The organism is Pseudomonas sp. KK4 (assembly GCF_001984065.1).
Taxonomy (GTDB): domain Bacteria; phylum Pseudomonadota; class Gammaproteobacteria; order Pseudomonadales; family Pseudomonadaceae; genus Aquipseudomonas.
The window spans coordinates 19,501-33,724 of record NZ_LYVP01000038.1 but is presented as its reverse complement, the minus strand read 5'-3'; the positions used below and the strand labels follow the sequence as shown (position 1 = coordinate 33,724).

Annotated in this window: 13 protein-coding genes; 5 read left to right on the top strand and 8 right to left on the bottom strand. The window is 61.1% G+C overall.

Annotation, left to right across the window (positions count from 1 at the left end):
• Positions 1-185: 185 nt before the first annotated feature.
• Positions 186-1,460, bottom strand: coding sequence for a lipid IV(A) 3-deoxy-D-manno-octulosonic acid transferase (waaA, locus tag B0W55_RS14895; protein WP_077046739.1), 1,275 nt, complete (start codon positions 1,458-1,460; stop codon positions 186-188).
• On the bottom strand, positions 1,453-2,373 hold the full coding sequence (locus B0W55_RS14890) for a LysR family transcriptional regulator (RefSeq protein ID WP_077046738.1): 921 nt from the start codon (positions 2,371-2,373) through the stop codon (positions 1,453-1,455). Before B0W55_RS14890 ends, waaA begins: the two co-directional genes overlap by 8 nt.
• Before the next feature lie 101 nt (positions 2,374-2,474).
• Between B0W55_RS14890 and B0W55_RS14885 the strand changes: the two genes are divergently transcribed.
• The 4 genes from B0W55_RS14885 (at position 2,475) to B0W55_RS14870 (ending at position 5,866) form a co-directional block, all read left to right on the top strand.
• Positions 2,475-2,807: a multidrug efflux SMR transporter gene (locus B0W55_RS14885; protein WP_077046737.1), complete on the top strand. Its 333-nt coding sequence runs from the start codon at positions 2,475-2,477 to the stop codon at positions 2,805-2,807.
• 72 nt (positions 2,808-2,879) lie between these two features.
• Complete coding sequence (locus tag B0W55_RS14880) at positions 2,880-4,055, top strand: FAD-binding oxidoreductase (RefSeq protein ID WP_077046736.1); 1,176 nt, start codon at positions 2,880-2,882, stop codon at positions 4,053-4,055.
• Entirely contained in the window at positions 4,052-4,864 is an 813-nt protein-coding gene (locus tag B0W55_RS14875) for an aldo/keto reductase (RefSeq protein WP_077046735.1), read from the top strand. Before B0W55_RS14880 ends, B0W55_RS14875 begins: the two co-directional genes overlap by 4 nt.
• A gap of 33 nt (positions 4,865-4,897) precedes the next feature.
• Positions 4,898-5,866 carry a metal ABC transporter ATPase gene (locus B0W55_RS14870; protein ID WP_077046734.1) on the top strand — a complete coding sequence of 323 codons (969 nt, stop codon included), beginning with the start codon at positions 4,898-4,900 and terminating at the stop codon, positions 5,864-5,866.
• Between the two features lie 33 nt (positions 5,867-5,899).
• Here the strand turns inward: B0W55_RS14870 and hldE are convergent, their stop codons facing one another.
• The 3 genes from hldE to B0W55_RS14855 all read right to left on the bottom strand — a co-directional run bounded on the left by hldE (position 5,900) and on the right by B0W55_RS14855 (position 10,524).
• Entirely contained in the window at positions 5,900-7,324 is a 1,425-nt protein-coding gene (hldE, locus tag B0W55_RS14865; protein ID WP_077046733.1) for a bifunctional D-glycero-beta-D-manno-heptose-7-phosphate kinase/D-glycero-beta-D-manno-heptose 1-phosphate adenylyltransferase HldE, read from the bottom strand.
• Between the two features lie 206 nt (positions 7,325-7,530).
• Positions 7,531-9,336 (bottom strand): lipid A export permease/ATP-binding protein MsbA, encoded by a 1,806-nt coding sequence (gene msbA, locus B0W55_RS14860; RefSeq protein WP_077046732.1) that lies wholly within the window; start codon positions 9,334-9,336, stop codon positions 7,531-7,533.
• Between the two features lie 15 nt (positions 9,337-9,351).
• Positions 9,352-10,524, bottom strand: coding sequence for an O-antigen ligase (locus tag B0W55_RS14855; protein ID WP_077046731.1), 1,173 nt, complete (start codon positions 10,522-10,524; stop codon positions 9,352-9,354).
• Positions 10,525-10,632: 108 nt separating this feature from the next.
• On the opposite strand from B0W55_RS14855, the gene B0W55_RS14850 reads away from it, so the two are divergent.
• On the top strand, positions 10,633-11,238 hold the full coding sequence (locus B0W55_RS14850) for a serine/threonine-protein kinase (protein ID WP_077046730.1): 606 nt from the start codon (positions 10,633-10,635) through the stop codon (positions 11,236-11,238).
• Here B0W55_RS14850 and B0W55_RS14845 read toward each other — a convergent pair.
• From B0W55_RS14845 to B0W55_RS14835, 3 genes are read right to left on the bottom strand one after another with little or no spacing between them, the layout of a single operon-like run.
• Complete coding sequence (locus tag B0W55_RS14845) at positions 11,233-12,324, bottom strand: glycosyltransferase (protein ID WP_077046729.1); 1,092 nt, start codon at positions 12,322-12,324, stop codon at positions 11,233-11,235. The two genes, B0W55_RS14850 and B0W55_RS14845, sit on opposite strands and share 6 nt — an antisense overlap.
• Positions 12,325-12,372: 48 nt before the next feature.
• On the bottom strand, positions 12,373-13,134 hold the full coding sequence (locus B0W55_RS14840) for a glycosyltransferase (protein ID WP_077046728.1): 762 nt from the start codon (positions 13,132-13,134) through the stop codon (positions 12,373-12,375).
• Positions 13,135-13,188: 54 nt separating this feature from the next.
• Positions 13,189-14,145 carry a glycosyltransferase gene (locus B0W55_RS14835; protein WP_077046727.1) on the bottom strand — a complete coding sequence of 319 codons (957 nt, stop codon included), beginning with the start codon at positions 14,143-14,145 and terminating at the stop codon, positions 13,189-13,191.
• Positions 14,146-14,224 lie beyond the last annotated feature (79 nt).

Genomic DNA, 14,224 nt, shown 5'->3' with positions numbered 1-14,224 from the left:
ACCCATCCTGCTGAAAGGCTTTTAGTGGCGAGGGAGCTTGCTCCCGCTGGGTCGCGTAGCGGCCCCAAAACCAGCGAATGCATTTCGACTGACCCAGCGCAATGGCCGGTTTACGACTGCTTCGCAGCCGGACGGGAGCAAGCTCCCTCGCCACAGGTTTCAGGTTTCAGGTTTCAGGCTTCAGGTCAGTCGATCAACCGTCCCAACCCATCCAGCAAACGCTGCAACGCGCCTTGGTTGCGACGCATCACCGTCAGCCCCGCCTGCGCCATGCGTTGCGCATCCTGCGGTAATTCGAACAGGCGTTGTACCGCCAATGCCAGCCCTTCGGCATCGTCCACTTCCTGCAACGCGCCGGCACTGCGCAGTTGCGCGGCGATTTCGAGGAAGTTGAACAGGTGCGGACCACTCAACACCGGTTTGGCCAGGGCTGCCGGCTCCAAAAGGTTATGCCCGCCGTTGGGCACCAGGCTGCCCCCGACGAAAGCGCTGTCGGCCAGGGCGTAGAGAAACAGCAATTCGCCCATCGTATCGCCTAGCAACACTGACGTATCGGCAGTCACCGCCTCGCCCGTGGAGCGGCGGACCGTGGCGAAACCCTGCTGGCGGCACAATTCGAACATCGAGTCAAAGCGCTCCGGGTGCCTTGGCACCAGAATCAGCAACGCATCGGGATGGCTCGCCAGCAACCGGCGATGGGCGGCCAGTACCACTTCGTCTTCACCGTCGTGGGTGCTGGCGGCGATCCACACCGGACGTTCCTGGGCTTGCCACTGCCCGCGCAGTTCGGTGGCGCGCTGCAGCAGTTGCGGGTCGATGGTCAGGTCGAACTTGATCGAACCGGTGACTTCAACGGTCTCATCCCGTGCGCCCAACTCCCGGAAACGCTGCGCTTCGGCTTCGGTCTGCACGGCGAACAGGCTCATCTCGGCAAGCATCGGCCCGGTCAGTTTGCCGAACCGGCCATAGCCTCTGGCCGAGCGCTCGGACAATCGTGCATTGGCCAGGGCCACGGGAATCCCGCGCTTGGCGCATTGGTGGATATGGTTGGGCCAAAGCTCGGTTTCCATGATCACTGCCAGTTTCGGCTGGACACGATCAAGAAAACGCTTCGCCGCGCACGGCAAGTCGTAGGGCAGGTAGCAGTGCTGGATGCGCGGTTCATTGGCAAACAGTGCCTGGATGCGCTCCGAGCCGGTCGGGGTCATACAGGTCACGGTGATCGGGAGCTGTGGATAACGTTGCAACAGGGCGCGGATCATTGGCGCGGCGGCAATGCTTTCGCCCACCGACACCGCGTGCACCCAGATACCTCCGGGCTTCATCGTCGGCATGCCATAGGAGAAGCGCTCGCCAACGCGCCTGGCATACGCCGGCGCCTTGCGCGCCCGCAGCCACAGCCGAATCGCCACCAACGGCAGCCCCAGGTAAAACAGCACGGTGTAGAGAGATCTATTCATGGCGGCGGAGTTTATCGGGTTTTTCGCCGATCGCCTGCAGGTGCACGGCAAAACGTTCCGCGAGCCAGCGCGCCGCCGGCCCGAGCGGCTCATCGCGACGCCAGACCAGCTCCACCACCAGCGCGGGCGGGGTCCATTCGCTGCTTAATTCGACCATCTGGTCGTGATAGGTCGGGTATTGCACCACATGCCGCGGCAACCAGGCCCAGCCGAGGCCGCGAACCAGCCATTCGGCCATCACATAGAAACTGTCGGCCCGCCAGACTTGCGGACTGGCCGGTTCACTGCCCGGATAAAGGCTGGACTGGGTCGACATCAGCAACTGACGGTGCTGCGCCAATTGCTGGCGATCGACCTGCGTCTGTTGCGCCAGCGGATGGTCGACGCCGCACACGGTGACCATTTCCACACTGCCCAGCACCCGCCGCTCCAAGGCTTCGGGAATCTGATCATGAAAGAACAGCAGGCCCAGATCGGCGCGGCGCTCCACCAGTTTTCGCGCCACTTCGCCCTGGGCGGCACTGGTCAATTGCACTTCCAGGCTGGGAAAGCGCTCGGCCAGGGCTTCCAGGCTTTCAATCACGGGCTGATAGGGCATCGCTTCATCCTGGGCCAGACGCAATCGTGCTTCCTGGCCGCGCATCATTGCCAGCGCCCGGCCATTGAGGCGCTCGCACTGGCGCAGGACTTCCCGAGCCTCATCAAGCAAGGCCGTACCCGCTTCCGTAAGTCTGGGCTGCCGACCGCTGCTGCGGTCGAACAGGCTCACGCCCAGGTCCTCCTCCAGCAAGGCGATTGCACTGCTGACCGCCGACTGCGCCTTGCGCTGGCCGCGCGCCACGGCGGAAAACGAACGTTGCTCCGCGACGCTGACGAACAGTCGCAACTGATCCAGATTCCATTGCATGCTCATGGCTAACCCATCTCCCCAGCAGATAGGTAATGACTTTACCGCATCTGGGGGATCTCTAAAATGCCGCCTCAGCAAGCAGCATTTTTTATGAGGATTGACCCATGACCGCCTACTACTACCTGGCCATCGCCATCTGCGCCGAAGTCATCGCCACCGTTTCGATGAAAGCGGTCAAAGGCATCAGCACGCCGCTGCCGCTGATCCTGGTCATCGTCGGTTACGGCATCGCCTTCTGGATGCTCACCCTGGTGGTGCGCAGCGTGCCGGTGGGCGTGGCCTACGCCGTGTGGGCCGGCATGGGCATTGTGATGGTCAGTGTGGCGGCGCTGTTTATTTATGGGCAGAAGCTGGACGTGCCGGCGATGCTGGGGATGGGGTTGATTGTGTTGGGGGTCGTCGTCATCCAGCTCTTCTCCAAGACCGCGGGGCACTGATACCCGGCTGCTACATGGCGTTCGGCATGAATCTGTATACTGCGCCCTCGTCTTGAACTCTGAGGTCGCTGCATGCCATCCGTTATTTCCACCGACGTTCTGATTGTCGGCGCTGGTGTCGCCGGCCTCTGGCTGAATGCGCGCCTGCGTCGCCAGGGTTTTTCGACCGTGCTGGTGGAAAGCGCCGGCCTCGGCGGCGGGCAGAGCATGAAGTCCCAGGGCATCATCCATGGCGGCGCCAAATACGCGCTGCACGGTGCCCTGACCGGCGCCTCGGAAGCCATTGCCGACATGCCCCGGCGCTGGCGCGAAGCCTTGGCCGGCAACGGCGAGCTGGACCTGTCCGGCGTGCGCCTGTTGTCCGAAGCCCACTACCTTTGGTCCCCCGGCACCATTGCCGGCAACCTCACCAGTTTCTTCGCCAGCAAGGCCGTGCGCGGTCGCGTGGATCAGGTCAAGGGCGATCAACTGCCCCCCGCCCTGCAAGACAAGCGCTTCAAGGGCAAGGTCTATCGCCTGGCCGAACTGGTGATCGACGTGCCGAGTCTGGTCCAGCGCCTGGCGGACCTGGCGGGTGACGGCTTGCTCGCCGGGCAGACCATCGAACCGCTGCTGGAGGGTGGCGTCCTGGTCGGCCTGAAGGTCGACGAGCGTGAGATTCGCGCGCAACGCATCGTCCTCAGTGCCGGTGCCGGAACGGCATCACTGCTCGAAGCCCTGGGCCTGAGCCAGCCAGCCATGCAGCGCCGGCCGCTGCATATGATCATGGCCAAAGGACCGGGCCTCAAACCGCTGTACGCCCACTGCCTGGGCGGCGGCACCAAACCGCGCATCACCGTGACCACCCACCCGGCTGCCGATGGTCAATGGGTCTGGTACCTGGGTGGCGATATCGCCGAGACTGACGGCGTAGCCCGTGAGCCCGCCGAGCAAATCGCTACCGCACAGAAAGAACTCGGCCAGTTGCTGCCCTGGATCGACCTGAGCACCGCGCGGTGGGCCACTTTGCGTGTGGATCGCGCCGAACCCCTGCAAACAGGCCTGACCCGCCCCGACAACGCCTTTCTGGCCGAAGAAGGCCGGCTGTTGGTGGGCTGGCCAACCAAATTGGCGCTGGCGCCGGATTTTGCCGATCGAGTGATCAACAGCCTTGAACGGGACGGGATTCAACCTGGCCCTGCAACGCCACTGCCGCCATTGCCAAAACCGCCGATGGGCGTTCCTGCCTGGGAGCAACTGCTGCCATGACCGTACCGACCCTGCATGATCTGCATCGCCCGCTCGGCAGCACCGGGCTGCTGGTATCCCCCTTGGGCCTGGGCACTGTGAAGCTTGGCCGCGATCAAGGGGTCAAGTACCCCAACGGCTTTCAGATTCCCGACGATGACGACGCGCGCCGGCTGCTCAAGCTCACTCGCGACCTGGGCATCAACCTGATCGACACCGCCCCGGCTTATGGCCGCAGCGAAGAGCGCCTCGGCCCTCTGCTGCGCGGGCAACGTCAGGACTGGGTCATCGTCAGCAAGGTCGGCGAAGAGTTTGCCGACGGTCAGTCTCGGCACGATTTCACTGCCGCGCACACCCGACTGTCGGTGGAGCGCAGCTTGCAACGTCTGGAAACCGACTTCATCGACCTGGTGCTGGTGCATTCCGATGGCAACGACCTGGCAATCCTCAACCACTGTGAGGTCTACGAAACGCTCGCTGCACTCAAGTCCGAAGGCAAGATCCGTGGGTTCGGCTTTTCCGGCAAGACGGTCGAGGGCGGCCTGAAGGCGCTGGAGCAAGGTGATTGCGCGATGGTCACCTACAATCTGAACGAACAATCCGAAAAGCCTGTCATTGACTATGCTGCTGCTCACGGCAAAGCCATTCTGGTAAAAAAAGCCCTCGCCAGCGGTCATGTCTGCCTCAGTCCTGGGGTGGATCCGGTGCGGGCCAGTTTCGAGTTGTTGTTCGAACATCCGGGGGTCGCCAGTGCTATTGTCGGGACCATCAACCCGCTGCACCTCGCCCATAACGTCGCGACCGTTGCCCAGGTCCTACGTAGCAACTGACGCCGCCTTACGCGGCCTTAAGCAGGAGCCGACATGCCGCGTACGCTCATCAGAAAGAACCCGAGCAACTTCAAGACCCTGCCCTTATTCGTCGAAGCGACTCCCGAAGGCCTGAGTTACCAGAGCGTCGGCCGACCGCTTAATTTTTCCCAGATTTTGCAGCGTCGCCGCCCGGTGGCGGTCGGCGATACCGAGCGCTTTGCCCTTGAACTGGCCAACCTCGGGGTTTCGGTGCGCCTGACCCTGCATTGGCAGAATCGCGATTACTGGGTGCTGGTGCGCCAGCGTCGGCAGGACCGGGGCGATGTGGTGCTCAAGCTGATCTCCGGTTATGTACCGGCCCATGAGCTGAACCTGCCGCTTCATACGGCAATTCAGGAGATCGCCGAAGAATGCCTGCTGGAAACCCCGGAAGGCTGGCTCAATGGCCGTTTCAACGAGACCTGGCTGCCCGCGCCTTACTCCTCGGCCTTGCATTACCGTGAAGCCCTGCCCTTTCGCCTGTCGCCGCTGTCGGGGTCGGCGCGGCCGGTGCGTTGCGCCAACCTGCAACTGATCGAACGGCCGCGGGCCTATGTGCATTTGCCCACAGCGTCTTTGCAATTGATCTACGATTTGCGCCTCGACGTGCCCAAGGAAGCCAAATCCCTGAGCCTGTTCCATGTCGACGAACGCCTGGAAGGCGATCAACTGGTGGCTCGCCTGGACCGCAAGCGCCCCGACCTGTACCTGATGCCCTTGCAGGACGGCCATCCGTTGGCCGAGCTCTACACCCTGAAAAAAGATCAGTTGTACCCGGCGAGCACGCGCGGGCTGTACCTGGCCGAAAGCTTTGCCCGGCAGGAAGGTTGGGTGGTGAAAGAGGAGCGGATACGCTGGAAGGATTGGGTGCGCCAGCAGGGCTTGACGCCGCCAGGGAAACATTCGGGATTGGCGCTGTTGCGCGGGAAAGCCAAGCAGCTGTTGAAAAAGATCGTGCCGCACAAGACCGCACGCCCGTAATCGGTCCCACGCAGAGCGTGGGACCGATCTCTGTCATTCAGACTTGCGGATCTTCTCGACGATTGCGGTCGTGGAGCTGTTTTCCACCAGGCCCAGCACTTTCACCGTCCCGCCGTAAGCGGTCACGATGTCCGCGCCGACCACCTGGTCGATCCCATAATCGCCACCTTTGACCAGCACATCCGGCTTGACCTCGCGCAGCAGGTTTTCCGGGGTGCCTTCAGGGAAGCTGATCACCCAGTCCACCGCCCCCAGACCGGCCAGCACGGCCATGCGACGGTCGACACTGTTGATCGGCCGGCCCGGCCCTTTCAAGCGACTGACCGAGGCATCGTCATTGACCGCGACGATCAGACGATCGCCCTGGGCCCGCGCCTGCTCCAGGTAGGTCACGTGACCGGCATGCAGGATGTCGAAGCAACCGTTGGTGAACACGATCTTTTCGTTGTGCGCACGGGCGTCGTCAACGGCCAGCAGCAGTTGCTCCAGACCCAGCACGCCACGCTCCGAACCCTCTTCACGCTGAATCGCGCGACGCAGTTCCGGCGCACTGATGGCTGCCGTACCGAGTTTGCCGACCACAATGCCCGCCGCCAGGTTGGCCAGGCCGACCGCGTGAGGCAATTCCTCACCCGCAGCAATGGCCGCCGCCAGGGTGGAAATCACCGTGTCGCCGGCACCGGTCACGTCGAACACTTCACGGGCACGGGCCGGCAGGTGCAAGGCCGGGTGATCCGGACGCAACAGGGTCATGCCGTGCTCGCCGCGGGTCACCAGCAAGGCGCCGAGGTCCAGGTCGTGCATCAACTGCGCGCCCTTGCTCACCAGCTCGTGCTCATCGGCACAACCGCCGACGATGGTTTCGAATTCGCTGAGGTTCGGCGTGATCAGGCTCGCGCCCCGGTAGATCGAAAAATCCTTGCCCTTGGGGTCGGCCAGCACCGGAATGCCACGGGCACGGGCCGCCTGAATCAGAACCTGATGATTTTTCAGTGCGCCTTTGCCGTAGTCGGACAGCACCAGCACCTTGATGCCTTCGAGCAATTCGTCGACTTGCGCGGACAACGCCAGGGCGTCGGTGGCGAAAGGTTCTTCGAAGTCGATACGCAGCAGTTGCTGGTGACGGCTCATGACCCGCAGCTTGACGATGGTCGGCTGGTGCGCAACGCGCTGGAACAGGGCACGCACGCCGGCACCCTTGAGGCTGTTGGCCAGGCTGTCGGCGGCTTCATCATCGCCGGTTACACCCACCAGCGAGGCCGGGGCCCCGAGCGCGGCAATGTTCAACGCAACGTTGGCGGCACCGCCCGGGCGGTCCTCGATGTGATCGACCTTGACCACCGGTACTGGCGCCTCAGGGGAAATCCGTGAGGTACCACCATGCCAGTAACGGTCGAGCATGACATCGCCGACCACCAAGACAGGGGCTTGATCGAATCGCGGCATGGACAACTTCATGGAGCAACCCACATACAAAATGAACAGGGGCGCGATATTAACACAGGGCAGGCACCGGCTTGTGCGGCGACTGCAACGGGATGAATTCGCGAAGACCTCAGGAGAGTCGGTGTAGGAGCTGTCGAGTGAAACGAGGCTGCGACCCTTTGATTTTTAACGCAAATCAAAAAGATCGCAGCTTGAGACAGCGCCTGCAAAGGCGGAACTCAGGCGATATCTTCCGCCGGCGCATCCAGCCCCATCGCATGCAGGCGCGAGTAGTAGCCGTTTTGCGCCAGCAACTGGGCATGGGTGCCGCGCTCGACGATCTGCCCCTGGTCCATCACCAGAATGAGGTCGGCCTTTTCAATGGTCGACAGACGGTGGGCGATGACCAGTGTTGTCCGCCCTTTCATGACGTGATCCAGCGCTGCCTGGATATGACGCTCGGACTCGGTATCGAGCGCCGAGGTTGCCTCATCGAGAATCAGCAGTGGCGCGTTTTTCAACAACGCCCGGGCAATCGCCAGGCGCTGACGCTGCCCACCCGACAGCAACACGCCGTTTTCCCCGACCTGGGTATCCAGGCCGTCAGGCATTTGCGAGATGAAGTCCATCGCATAGGCATCGCTGGCGGCCCGTTCGATATCGGCACGGGGCGCACCGGCCAGATCGCCATAGGCGATGTTGTTGGCGATGGTGTCGTTGAACAGCGTCACATGCTGCGTAACCTGTGCCACGTGCCTGCGCAAATTGCGCAAGCGGTAGTCTTCGATTTCCACATCGTCCAGAAGAATTTCACCGATGTCATGATGGTAGAAACGTGGAATCAGACTGGCCAGGGTCGACTTGCCACTGCCAGAGCGTCCCACCAGGGCGATCATCTGACCAGGCGCCGCCGAGAAGCTGATGTTTTTCAGCACTTCGCGGTCGGTGCCCGGGTAGGAGAAGCTCAGGTTGCGCACCTGCAGATGACCACTGATGCGATCGCGCTCGACGGTACCCGTGTCGACTTCAGGTTCGACGTCCAGCTGCTCGAAAATGCTTTCGGCACCGGCAACGCCTTTCTGGATGGTCGAGCTCACTTCCGACAGCTGTCGGATCGGCTTGGGCAACAAGCCTGCGGCAGTAATGTAGGCCACCAGATCACCGGCCGTGGCGTCACCACGCAGGAACAGCACCAGGAACATCAGCACCGCCATGGCGGTATAGATCACCAGTTGCAGCATGGGCGTGTAGACCGCACCGGTCTTGGTCATGCGCAATTGCTTGTCGGTATTGCTCTGGCTGGCCGCGGCAAAACGCTGCTCTTCGTAGCGCTCGCCACCGAAGCTGCGCACCACGCGATAGCCCTGGATGGTCTCGGACGCCACGTGCGTCACGTCGCCCATCGCCACCTGGATCTTTTTGCTCTGCTTGCGGAATTTCTTGCTGGTGTTGCCGACCATCAAGGCAATCAGCGGCAGGATCGCCAGCATCACCAGCGTCAACTTCCAGTTCATCCAGACCAGATAGCCAAACAGGAACACCACGGTCAGGCCTTCGCGGATCACCACCTTGATGGCATCGGTGGCGGCACCGGTGACCATGGTGACGTTGAAGGTGATGCGCGAGATCAGATGCCCGGAGTTGTGGGTATCGAAATAGCGGTTGGGCAGCACCAACAGCTTGTTGAACAACTCGACACGCAGGTCATGGACCAACCCCAGCGAAACCTTCGCCAGGTAATAGTTGCCAAGGAACGAGCCCAGGCCTTGCCAGGCAGCGATCAGGATGATCAGCAGCGGCACAGCCATCAGCAATTGCAGGTCTTTCAGATAAGGGACATTCGGAAAGAGCACCGCTTCAGGGTTGCTCAAGCCATCGACAAAGTATTTGAGAATGCCGGCCAGCATTGGCTGGGTCGAAGCAAAAATGACGAAGCCCACGATACTCAGCAAGAAGAGGCCGGTGTAGGGCTTTACGTACCCCAACAGCCGAAAATAGATTTTCAGGCTGGAATCCTGTCCCGCGTCACGCGGCGCATCACTCATCGTAGGGCTCACTGATTAAGAAGAACGCGAAATTTTATCACAAGCGCCGGGATTGACCCGCGCCCATACCAAAACACCTGCCAGCCCCACCACCAGCCAGCTGATGAACCATTCGGCCCGCGGAGTACCACTGAGGCTGGCGGCATCGAACTGCATGGCCAGGGTGGAGAACAACCACATGCCAATGATGCCTCGGGCATACAGCGTTTCCCGAACCTTCCAGGCTTCGCGCAGCACCGCAAGCCACACCGCGCACCACAGCAACAGCCCCGGAACACCCAATTCGATGGCGATGTGACTGAACAGATTATGGGCATGGTCGAAATAAGTATTGGAGGCAAACACCTTGTAGTCGCTGCCCAGGCCCAGGCCGCGCCATGGGTGCTCGGCGATCATTTGCAGGCTGGCCACCAGGATCTGCGGACGATAGGACACGCCCCGCGCCGTGACCAGCGATTCGAAAAACCAGAACGCCAGGAACGCCACGACCAGTGCGGTCGCTGCGACAACGCGGCTGCGCCGGTCACGGCACCAGATCGGCATGGCCAGCAAGGTAAAAAACAGTGCCAGGCCGGCGCCACGGCTCTGACTGAGCAGCACAAACGCACCCAACACCGCCAGGGCAACGACCCAGAGCGCCTGCAATGAAGCGGTACGGGGCACCCACAGCGCCAGCCACACCGCCGCCAACCCGATGACATAGCCACCCAGAATCGGATGAGACAACTCGCCAAGGCCTTCAGCCCGCGCACTCCAGGGGTTGCCGGCCATCCCGTAGAACTTGGCGATGGCGACTACCGTAGCGATCGCCAGGCCGATCCCGCCCCATTGCATCACGCGGATCACACGGTCGGGCCGGCCGCTGGCGAACACCGGGAAGAACAACAGGAACACCACGATGTACAGCAGACGCTTGGCTTCACGACTGGTGTCCTGGGCGTTCGACCAGTAAAGGCTGATGAGCGACCAGACCAGGAGCCCGAGCAACGGCATGCAGATCCAGCGATGTTGGTAAAGCGCTTCTGTGAGCTGAACCCGCGCAGACCAGGCAAACACCAGGGCCGGCAGCCAGAGAAATGCCACCATCCCCTGCTGATAGACCTTGTTGGTAGGGGCAACAGCGATAGCCAATAAAAACCACAGCAGACCGATCGACATCCATGTTTGCGCCCAGCGTTTTTCGTGCATCAAATTGCTCCTGAGAGTATTCGCTTATCCAACTGGCATGGTTAAAGCTGAAACTTTTCGGCATCATTGCCCGCCACCGCGCCCGTTCTTCCGACAAGGCTTTCCACGATGCAATGTTCTCGGCTGCCGCAAGCCGCTTTAAATCAAATGATTGACGGTGCCAAGGTACTCGAGGCCGACAGCTACGGGCCGAAAGTCTACCTGTTGCCGGATGGGAATATTCTGAAACTGTTCCGTCGCAAGCGTATTTTTTCTTCGGCGCTGTTTCGGCCCTATTCGAAACGCTTCATCGACAATGCCCTGGCGTTGCAGAAACTCGGCGTACCGACCTTGCAGGTGTTGCAATATCACCGGCTGGAAACGCCTGGCATGACGGCCGTGCTTTACCAGCCGTTGCCGGGTGAGACGCTGCGTCAGATCGCGAGCAAGGACGGTTTCAGCTGGCCGCAAGCCCTGCCGGATCTCGCCGGGCTGATCCGCAATCTTCATCAATCGGGTATTTACTTTCGCTCACTGCATCTGGGCAACATCGTGGTCACGCCGGACAATCGCATGGGGCTGATCGATGTGGCCGATATGCGTTTTCTGCGAGGGCCACTGCCCCGGCATCTGATCAAACGCAACCTGCAACACTTCGCCCGCTATATTGCACGCGAAAACCTGAACGAGAGCTTTCCGTTACAAGCGCTCGAGCAGGCTGTCCTACCGTCATGAAAGCAGTGAGCGGGCGGCCTGGCTGAAACGCTGCCAGGCCTGTTCAGGGGCCAGCGCCTGATGCTGAGCGGCTGCAACCGCCTCGGCAGAGGTGCCAAAGGCTCGCACGATAGCGTCGTGCCAGGCGCCGACATCCTCCGTCGGTGCGTACCACCCCGCATCGGCCAACTGCTCGCGGAACACTTCCAGCTCACTGGACAGCACCGGAACACCGGCCATCACCGCCTCTTGCATGATCAGGCCCAACCCTTCGCTTTTCGAAGGAATCGCCACCCAATCGAACGCTTGATACAGCCGTGCGGCATCGCTCAGATGGCCCGGCAGATAGACTTTGTCGCGCAAGCCGAGGCTATCGATTTGCGCTTCCAGGGCGGCACGCTCCGTGCCTTCACCCACAATGACCAGACGCAGATCGGGGCGCTCATGCAGGGCCGCCGCAAACGCATTGAGCAGCAAGCCAAAGCCCTTGCCCGGAACCAGGCGCCCGACCGCCCCCAATACCTGCACACCCGAAGGCAAACCCAGCAGGGCTCGCGCTTGATCTCGCGATAGCAGTGCGCAACGAAAGGCCGCCGGATCGAACGCGCTTCGCAGTGCCATGACCGGTATTTGCAAGTCTCGGCTCACTTTGTCCGCCAGGGTGTTGGAAACTGCGACCAGCGTCAGTTGCGCCATGGGCACTTGGTGGAAAAGCACGCGATCAGAAGCGTTCAGGCGCGTTGAACCATGGAACACCACCACCGCGCGGACCTGGGGCATTGCCTTGAGAAGCGGCAGCATCGTGCGCGCAACACCCAGGCCATCGAGCAGCAGCAGATGTGCACCGCTCTCCTGCAGAGCGCTCCTGAACCGAGCCTGCATCCAGGGTTTGAGGAGCCGCCAGAAATGCCGCCCCTTCAGACGGGCAGAGGACACCCCCCACTCCCGAACATCCCCCATGTTCACTCGGGATTCGGACGCACGCCCCTGAAGCAGCCAGGTCTTGACCGGCACCGAGGGCGACACCTGGGACAGGATCTGCTGATGCACTTTATGAGTAGAGGCGAATGGAGCGCCCCCTGCCCACATGATGTTGAGAATACTCATAGTGCGCGAAGCCAGTGCACGGGGTTCTGGAAAAGGGCTGCTGCGCACCTAGAGGATGAACCGGCCAATGCAGACTCCCAGCACCAAGGACAATACGAATTTGACCTGATCACGTCGATTGCGGCGTGCCTTGCGTAGACGCTCCGCCGCCGTTTCGACGTGAAGACCGAAACCGGTATGCATCACCGCGTCAGCTTCCAGTATGCGGGCCGCCAGATTCAGCTCGGCGTATCGCACCGAAAGCGCCTTCTCTCCACTGTAGCCGGTAAATGGGGCACACAAGCGGTATTCCTTCATCCGGCGTAATCCTGGATTCAGGGAAAACCCCTGCCACTCAGGTTTGTCGGAGATCAGCGGGTAACACGCAACACCCTCCACGACTTCGCGCTCACCGAGGCGAATGTAGGGGCTGTGAATACGCAGATCGTGGTTATAACTGCGCAGCCATACCTGCAGGATTTCCGGGCGAGCCTCCAGCACGGCCAGGGAGTCTTCCACGAATCCCCGGCGATAGAACTCCCAGTCGTCTTCGCAGTGGAAAACATACGCCGTTTTCACATGTTCATAGGCCAGGTCGATCGAAGCCAGTTGCCCCAGTTTCGGCCGATTGACGAACACCGTGCAGTGATCTTTCCAATGGGCCGGGATGATCGCGTGTATGCCCTCGTCACCGGCATCTTCAGTGATGAACACCTCACGGATGGGCGCCGTGTTGAAGCGATCGAAACTGTCGAGGGTGATCTTCAGCAGATCCAGTCGACCACAGCTTGTTACCACGAACGTGATGTCACTTTCTTTGGAAAATCGCACTTGATTCTCAGTAACGGTTAGGGTCGCGCAATATCGATTGCTCGACAGATCTTGTCAAATACCCAGTTTCAGGCGGACTTTTTCCAGCAGGCTCAGCGGCGCACGCGGACGCAATGCCGGCTCGAGTTCCTCAACGATTCGCTGGCCGATGCGCGCGAAACTGAACTGACTGACCGCCAGTTCGCGGCCATTGTGCGCGATTCGCTGTGCCAATTGGCTGTCATTGCGCAAGATCGCCAGTTTCTCCTGAAGCTGGGCAATGCTCTGGTAGAACACCACGTTGTGCATGTCCTGCAGTCCCAGCGCCTGGCTTTCCGCCGCGCCCTGATCGTAGGCAAGCAACACACAGCCACAGGCCATGGCTTCGAAATTCTTGATCATGAATTCGCCCATGCCGACATCGGCGCTGACGAAAAAGCGAATGCGGTTGAGGGTGTCGCGATACTCTTCGCCGGATTTGGTCCTTGTCACCACCAGTGGCTCGACGCGGCCCAACTCATCGAGCAGCGCTTTGCGGCCGCTGTAGGCAGCGCTGTTGGTGCTGCCGACAAATGCCAGTTCCATATCGCGTTCGCGACCCTGGTCTACAAGCTGTGTCTGGTCGTAGCCCTTGGGCACGAACACCGCATCGAAACCTTCACCGCGCAGTCGCTCGGTCACCACGAAACCGGAACTGATCACCCGCGCCCACGGCAAGCGGCGGTAATGCGCGCTGAATTTGCCGGTGTACTTGCACGGAATGTAGTTCTGGTAGGCGTCGTGTTCGAGAATCACCAGGTTGGGGAGGGTGCGGATGAAACCGACCTGACGGATCTCCTGCTTGAAGCGCAGGAAAAACACGATCCGCTCATACCGCGATACATCGACTTCACGGCGGAAATAGCTGCGCAGGTTGCGCTGCTCGTCGCTGCTCAGCCACCGCAGGTCGCACTCGCAATGAGCCGCAACGCCTTCGTACAGACGATCCAGAATGGCCCGCTGTTCTTTCTGCACCAGAAATAAAACTTTCATCGTCTTCCTTGCCGCAACAGGCAAACCGAGCAACACCTGAAATAGTCGCTGCTCGACGCAAGCGCACCCCAGGCCCGAA

Excerpts from the sequence above, each read along its gene's own strand:
- waaA (WP_077046739.1), bottom strand. The coding sequence starts at position 1,460 with ATGAATAGATCTCTCTACACCGTGCTGTTTTACCTGGGGCTGCCGTTG.
- B0W55_RS14890 (WP_077046738.1), bottom strand. The coding sequence starts at position 2,373 with ATGAGCATGCAATGGAATCTGGATCAGTTGCGACTGTTCGTCAGCGTC.
- B0W55_RS14885 (WP_077046737.1), top strand. The coding sequence starts at position 2,475 with ATGACCGCCTACTACTACCTGGCCATCGCCATCTGCGCCGAAGTCATC.
- B0W55_RS14880 (WP_077046736.1), top strand. The coding sequence starts at position 2,880 with ATGCCATCCGTTATTTCCACCGACGTTCTGATTGTCGGCGCTGGTGTC.
- B0W55_RS14875 (WP_077046735.1), top strand. The coding sequence starts at position 4,052 with ATGACCGTACCGACCCTGCATGATCTGCATCGCCCGCTCGGCAGCACC.
- B0W55_RS14870 (WP_077046734.1), top strand. The coding sequence starts at position 4,898 with ATGCCGCGTACGCTCATCAGAAAGAACCCGAGCAACTTCAAGACCCTG.
- hldE (WP_077046733.1), bottom strand. The coding sequence starts at position 7,324 with ATGAAGTTGTCCATGCCGCGATTCGATCAAGCCCCTGTCTTGGTGGTC.
- msbA (WP_077046732.1), bottom strand. The coding sequence starts at position 9,336 with ATGAGTGATGCGCCGCGTGACGCGGGACAGGATTCCAGCCTGAAAATC.
- B0W55_RS14855 (WP_077046731.1), bottom strand. The coding sequence starts at position 10,524 with ATGCACGAAAAACGCTGGGCGCAAACATGGATGTCGATCGGTCTGCTG.
- B0W55_RS14850 (WP_077046730.1), top strand. The coding sequence starts at position 10,633 with ATGCAATGTTCTCGGCTGCCGCAAGCCGCTTTAAATCAAATGATTGAC.
- B0W55_RS14845 (WP_077046729.1), bottom strand. The coding sequence starts at position 12,324 with ATGAGTATTCTCAACATCATGTGGGCAGGGGGCGCTCCATTCGCCTCT.
- B0W55_RS14835 (WP_077046727.1), bottom strand. The coding sequence starts at position 14,145 with ATGAAAGTTTTATTTCTGGTGCAGAAAGAACAGCGGGCCATTCTGGAT.